The 5,884-nt window shown below is 69.3% G+C and carries 6 protein-coding genes; all 6 read left to right on the forward strand.

The window, feature by feature from the left end; genetic code table 11:
* Nucleotides 1–178 precede the first annotated feature (178 nt).
* On the forward strand, nucleotides 179–1,030 hold the full coding sequence (locus tag ACTHL4_RS05120; RefSeq protein WP_440281662.1) for a tryptophan 2,3-dioxygenase: 852 nt from the start codon (nucleotides 179–181) through the stop codon (nucleotides 1,028–1,030).
* Nucleotide 1,031: 1 nt separating this feature from the next.
* Nucleotides 1,032–2,279: a kynureninase gene (locus ACTHL4_RS05125; protein ID WP_440281663.1), complete on the forward strand. Its 1,248-nt coding sequence runs from the start codon at nucleotides 1,032–1,034 to the stop codon at nucleotides 2,277–2,279.
* 13 nt (nucleotides 2,280–2,292) lie between these two features.
* On the forward strand, nucleotides 2,293–3,393 hold the full coding sequence (locus ACTHL4_RS05130) for an S-(hydroxymethyl)mycothiol dehydrogenase (protein WP_440281664.1): 1,101 nt from the start codon (nucleotides 2,293–2,295) through the stop codon (nucleotides 3,391–3,393).
* Between the two features lie 72 nt (nucleotides 3,394–3,465).
* Nucleotides 3,466–4,236, forward strand: a complete 771-nt coding sequence (locus tag ACTHL4_RS05135) for a trimeric intracellular cation channel family protein (RefSeq protein ID WP_440281665.1) — start codon at nucleotides 3,466–3,468, stop codon at nucleotides 4,234–4,236.
* Complete coding sequence (locus tag ACTHL4_RS05140; protein ID WP_440281666.1) at nucleotides 4,233–5,501, forward strand: amidohydrolase; 1,269 nt, start codon at nucleotides 4,233–4,235, stop codon at nucleotides 5,499–5,501. The genes ACTHL4_RS05135 and ACTHL4_RS05140 overlap by 4 nt, the downstream gene beginning before the upstream one ends.
* A 190-nt stretch (nucleotides 5,502–5,691) precedes the next feature.
* On the forward strand, nucleotides 5,692–5,884 hold a 193-nt coding region (locus ACTHL4_RS05145; RefSeq protein ID WP_440281667.1), incomplete at its 3' end, for a hypothetical protein.

A 5,884-nucleotide genomic window follows, 5' to 3' on the forward strand; every position in this document is an offset into this window, starting at 1 on the left:
CGGGTCCCGTTCCACGCCGCGGGTGGGGGCGAGGGGTCGCGGCGCACGGTGCCCGCCGGGGGGACAGCGTGCGCCTCGGTCTGTCGGGAGGGGCTCGCGAGGCTCACGAGGGCTGCGTCACCCGCCGGACCGGTCACTGCCAGACTGGTCGGACCAGCGAGGAAGGGACGACGGCGCAGTGTCCATCGAAGACGGCGAGCGAGCGATCGAAGAGGGGGTCCGCACCGATTTCCGGTCGCGGATGGACTACGGCGGCTACCTGGATCTCGACAAGCTGCTGGACGCGCAGCACCCGGTCAGCGAGCCGGTCCACCCCGACGAGTTGCTGTTCATCATCCAGCACCAGACCACCGAACTCTGGTTCAAGCTCGTGCTGCACGAACTGGAGTCGGTGCGGACCTATCTGCAGGCGGAGGACGTCAGTCGGGCCCGCAAGGCCCTCGCGCGGGTCAAGCACATCTTCCGCACGCTGGCCGAGCAGTGGTCCGTGCTGGCCACGCTCACGCCCAGCGAATACGGAGAGTTTCGAGGCTTTCTCGGCTCCGCATCCGGATTTCAGTCCTTCCAGTACCGCTCGGTCGAATTCATCCTCGGCAACAAGAACGCCGGCATGCTGCCGGTCTTCGAGGCCGCACCCGAGCAGCAGGAACGACTGCGCGGGATCCTCCGCGCACCCACCGTGTATGACGCCTTCCTCCGTTTCCTGGTCTCCCGCGGCCACGAGGTGCCCGAGCACATCCTGGCCCGGGACGTCAGCCAGGCGTGGGTGGAGCAACCGGACCTCGTCCCGGTCTTCCAGCGGATCTACGAGGATCCCGACGCGCACTGGGCCGAATACGCCATGTGCGAGGACCTGGTCGACTTGGAGGACGCCTTCCAGTTCTGGCGGTTCCGGCACCTGCGCACCGTCCAGCGCACCATCGGCTACAAGAAGGGCACCGGCGGCAGCTCGGGCGTCGGCTTCCTCAAACGCGCACTCGACCTGACCTTCTTCCCCGAGCTCTACTCAGTGCGAACGGAGATCGGCTGACATGCCCGACATCCTCACCCAGCTGCCCGATCACCTTGTCGCAGAGGCGGAATCACTGGACGAGGGCGATCCGCTGGCGGCATACCGCGAGCAGTTCGTGCTGCCCGACGGCGTAGTGGCCTACCTGGACGGGAATTCGCTGGGCCGGCCGTTGGAGGTCACCCGTGAACGGCTCGCCGAGTTCGTCGACGAGGAGTGGGGCGAGCGGCTGATCCGCGCTTGGGACGAGTCCTGGATGGATCGCCCCCTGCAGCTCGGCGACACGATCGGGCGGGTGGCGCTCGGCGCGGCGCCGGGGCAGACAGCGGTCGCCGACTCCACCACGGTGCTGCTCTACAAGCTGGCCCGTGCGGCGGTGGCGGCGCGGCCGGGCCGCACCCGGATCGTCGCCGACACCGAGAACTTCCCGACCGACCGCTACATCGTGCAGGGCATCGCTGCGGAGCTCGGGCTGACGATCGACTGGATCGAGCCCGATCCGGCCACTGGTGTGACACTCGAGCAGGTTCCCAAAAAGGTCTCTGCCGACACCGCTTTGGTGTTGGTGAGTCACATCGCGTACAAGTCGGCATATGTCGCCGACCTGCCGGCCGTCACCGCAGCGGCGCACGACGCCGGCGCGTTGGTGCTCTGGGACCTGTGCCACTCGGTCGGTCTCCTCCCGATCGGGCTCGACGCCGCGGGCGCCGACCTGGCGGTCGGCTGCACCTACAAATATCTGAACGGCGGACCCGGCGCGCCGGCCTTCGGGTATGTCGCGAAAGCGTTGCAGGAGAGCCTGACTCAGCCGATCAGGGGCTGGATGGGGCACGCAGAGCCGTTCACCATGGGCCCGGCGTACGCGCCGGCCGAGGGGATGCGGCGATTCATCAGCGGCACTCCGCCGATCCTCGGGATGCTGCCGATGCAGGACATGCTCGGCTTGGTGGAGCAAGCCGGCATCGAGGCGATCCGGGAGAAATCGATCCGGCTCACCGAGTTCGTGGTCGACGTCGCGGACCAGGCGCTGGCGCCGTGGGGCGTCACGGTCGCGTCGCCGCGTGACCCCTCGGTGCGCGGTGGGCACGTCACGCTCGAGCACGACGCGATGCAGGACGCCATCGCCCAGTTGTGGCAGCGTGGCGTCATACCCGACTTCCGGCGGCCGCGCGGTCTGCGCGCGGGTATGTCGCCGTTGTCGACCAGCTTCGTGGAGGTGGCGACCGCCCTGGCGCACCTGCATGAGATCCTCAGCAGCCAGCACGAATGACAGGAGTCGAGTCATGCAGCAGGTGAAAGCCGTTGTCGCCACAGCGAAGGGCGAGCCGGTCAGCATCGAGACCATCAACGTGCCCGACCCCGGCCCGGGCGAGGCGCTGGTCAAGATCCAAGCGTGCGGCGTCTGCCACACCGACCTGCACTACCGCGAGGGCGGCATCAACGACGACTTCCCCTTCCTGCTCGGGCACGAGGCCGCCGGCATCGTCGAGGCGGTCGGTGAGGGCGTCACGGACGTGGCACCCGGCGACTTCGTGATCCTCAACTGGCGCGCGGTCTGCGGGGAGTGCCGTGCGTGCAAGCGTGGCGAACCGCAATACTGCTTCGCCACGCACAACGCGACCCAGAAGATGACGCTGGAGGACGGAACGGAGCTGACCCCGGCGCTGGGCATCGGTGCATTCGCCGAGAAGACCCTCGTCGCGGCGGGCCAGTGCACCAAGGTCGACCCGCAGGCGCGACCGGCCGCGGCCGGGCTGCTGGGCTGCGGCGTGATGGCCGGCTTGGGCGCCGCGATCAACACCGGCGGCGCCACTCGTGGCCGGTCCGTCGCCGTCATCGGCTGCGGCGGTGTCGGAGTCGCGGCTGTCGCCGGAGCAGTCCTGGCCGGCGCTTCCCCGGTCATCGCGGTCGACATCGACCCGCGCAAGCTGGAGGCGGCGAAGCGGGCCGGCGCCACGCACACCGTCGACTCGTCCCAGGCCGACCCGGTCGAGCAGATCAAGGCGATCTGCGAGCAGGTCTACCCCGGCGCCGAGGGTGCCGACATCGTTGTGGAGGCCGTCGGCCGCCCGGAGACGTGGAAGCAGGCGTTCTACGCACGCGACCTGGCCGGCACCGTGGTGCTCGTGGGCGTGCCGACACCGGACATGAAGCTGCCGGACCTGCCGCTCATCGACGTCTTCGGCCGCGGCGGAGCCCTGAAGTCCAGCTGGTACGGCGACTGCCTGCCCAGCCGCGACTTCCCGATGCTGATCGACCTCTACCAGCGCGGCCGGCTCGACCTCGACGCGTTCGTCAGTGAGGAGATCGCGCTCGACGAGGTCGAGCAGGCGTTCGCCAAGATGCACGACGGCAACGTGCTGCGGTCGGTCGTCGTCTTCTAGGCACCCGAGGACGGGAGTCTCGGCGCTAGCGTTGGGGGCCCACGGTCCGGCCGGCAGGAGGAAGCGCGCCAGATGCAGCAAGGTGACCTGTCGGAGCTGTTCCGGATCCTCGACCTGACCGGCGTCTTCGCCAACGCGATCCTCGGCGGGCTGGTCGCCCGCCACGAGCGCCTGGACCCGATCGGTTTCCTCACCTTCGCGGTGCTGTCCGGGCTCGGCGGCGGGATCGTGCGCGACGTCCTGTTGCAGCACGGGCCGCCGGTGGCACTGCAGGACTACGCCTACCTGCTCACCGCGTTCGCCGGAGCGGCGATCTCGTATGTCGCCAACGTCAGCGGCCCGCTGTGGGATCGCGTGTGGCCGGTCGTCGACGCGATCGCGCTGGGCACCTGGGCCGCCGCCGGCGCGCAGAAGAGCCTGGCCGTCGGCATCGGCTGGCTCCCGGCGATCCTGCTCGGCACGATCACCGCGGTCGGCGGCGGCGCCATACGCGACATCGTGACGCGACGCATCCCCACCGTGCTGGGTGGCAACACGCTCTACGCCTCGTGTGCGATCGTCGCCAGCGGGGTCCTCGTCGTCTGCTCCGAGAACGGTCGGCCGACCGTGGGTCTGGTGGCGTCCACGGTCACCGGCGCGGGGCTGTGTCTGGTCGCCCGATGGCGCGGGTGGATGCTGCCGGACGCCGATGCGTGGACCGTGGCCCCACGACGGGTCGCGGCCAAGGCCGGCCTGGACCGCGCCCGCCGGGAGAAGCTCGCGCGGGCGTTGCAGACCAGGAGACGTCCAGCCGGGCGGCGCAGGGTTGATGCCGAGGCGACCGACCACGAGGAGGAACCATGACCAGCACCGACTCCGCCCGGACCGTTCTGGCCGGACTCGACGGCATGCGCCACGATCTCGAGGACTTCTACCGCGATCTGCACGAGCACCCGGAACTCTCGCACCAAGAGGCCAGGACCGCGAGCAAGGTCGCCGACCGCCTGCGTGCGGCGGGGTATGACGTCACGACCGGCGTCGGCGGGACCGGCGTGGTCGGCGTCCTGCACAACGGCGACGGGCCCCGTGTGCTGCTGCGCGCCGACATGGACGCGCTCCCGGTGCAGGAGGCGACCGGATTGGACTACGCGAGCAACGTCGTCGCGACCGACGCCTCCGGCGACACGGTCCCCGTCATGCACGCGTGCGGGCACGACGTGCACGTGGCCTGTCTCGCCACCGCGGCAGCCCTGCTGGCCGCCGGCCGCGATCAGTGGTCCGGCTCGCTCGTCGTGCTGTTCCAGCCTGCCGAGGAGGTCGGCGACGGCGCCCGCGGCATGCTGGACGACGGGCTGCAGCAGGTGGTCGGGTCCGTGGACGTGGCGCATGCCCAGCACGTCCTGGCGATGCCGGCGGGAATCGTCGTGACTCGCTCCGGCTCGGTCTTCGCTGCCGCCAACAGCATGCGCGTCACCGTGCACGGCCGGGGCGCGCACGGCTCGATGCCGCAGGCCGCGATCGATCCGGTCGTGCTGGCGGCGATGATCGTCATACGGCTGCAGACGATCGTCTCCCGCGAGATCGCGCCCACCGAGCCCGCCGTGCTCACCGTCGGTGCGATCCGGTCCGGCACCAAGAGCAACGTGATCGGCGACAGCGCCGTCATCGAGCTCAACGTCCGCACCTACAACGACCGGACCCGCGAGGGCCTGCTGAACGCCATCCGGCGGATTGTCACTGCGGAGTGCGCGGCCTCGGACTCGCCGAAGGAGCCGGAGTTCGAGCTGTATGACGAGTTCCCGCCGACCGTCAACGACGACGCCACCACCGAGCTGCTCGCGGCAGCGTTCGCCGACTTCTTCGGCGACGATGCGCAGGAACTGCCGCTGCAGAGCGCCAGCGAGGACTTCAGCGACATCCCGACAGCACTGGGAATCCCTTACTCCTACTGGGGAATCGGCGGCACCGACCCCGATGCGTATGCCGTCGCGGCACAGGCCGGTCGGGTCAGTGCGGACATCCCGGTCAACCACTCGCCGTTCTTCGCTCCCGTGATTCAGCCGACCTTGGATCGTGGTGTGCAAGCGCTCGTCGTCGCGGCACTGACGCACCTCGGTAAGGACGAGTGACCGAATCCGCTTGCCGGAGTGTGGTGTCCGGCGAAGAGCGAGGGTTCGCTGAACGTGGCTGGAGTGGCGGCATTCCGAACCGCCGATACGTTTCACCGAAAATGTGTTCGATGAATCGCTAGGTTTCCCCACGCCTCTGGAGTAGAATCGGAGTACGTCGAAAACGTTGTCCAGTAAGAAGGTTCGCGACATGGATGCCGATCCGCAGCTGCCCGGCGAACCTCTCACGCCCTCCCACATGCGCACCGATTCCGAAGACGTTGTCACACCTGCCGCGCCCGGTCGCGGACCGGAGCTGCTCGCCGCCCTGCACGATGTGGCGGACCTGTTGGACGCGGTGCCGGGGGCGGTGCACCAGCTCGGCACCGCACAGGAAGACGAAC

It is taken from the genome of Flexivirga sp. (genome assembly GCF_051955415.1).
Classification (GTDB): domain Bacteria; phylum Actinomycetota; class Actinomycetes; order Actinomycetales; family Dermatophilaceae; genus Flexivirga.

Coding starts and splice junctions, on each gene's coding strand:
- ACTHL4_RS05125 (WP_440281663.1), top strand. CDS start 1,032: ATGCCCGACATCCTCACCCAGCTGCCCGATCACCTTGTCGCAGAGGCG.
- ACTHL4_RS05130 (WP_440281664.1), top strand. CDS start 2,293: ATGCAGCAGGTGAAAGCCGTTGTCGCCACAGCGAAGGGCGAGCCGGTC.
- ACTHL4_RS05135 (WP_440281665.1), top strand. CDS start 3,466: ATGCAGCAAGGTGACCTGTCGGAGCTGTTCCGGATCCTCGACCTGACC.
- ACTHL4_RS05140 (WP_440281666.1), top strand. CDS start 4,233: ATGACCAGCACCGACTCCGCCCGGACCGTTCTGGCCGGACTCGACGGC.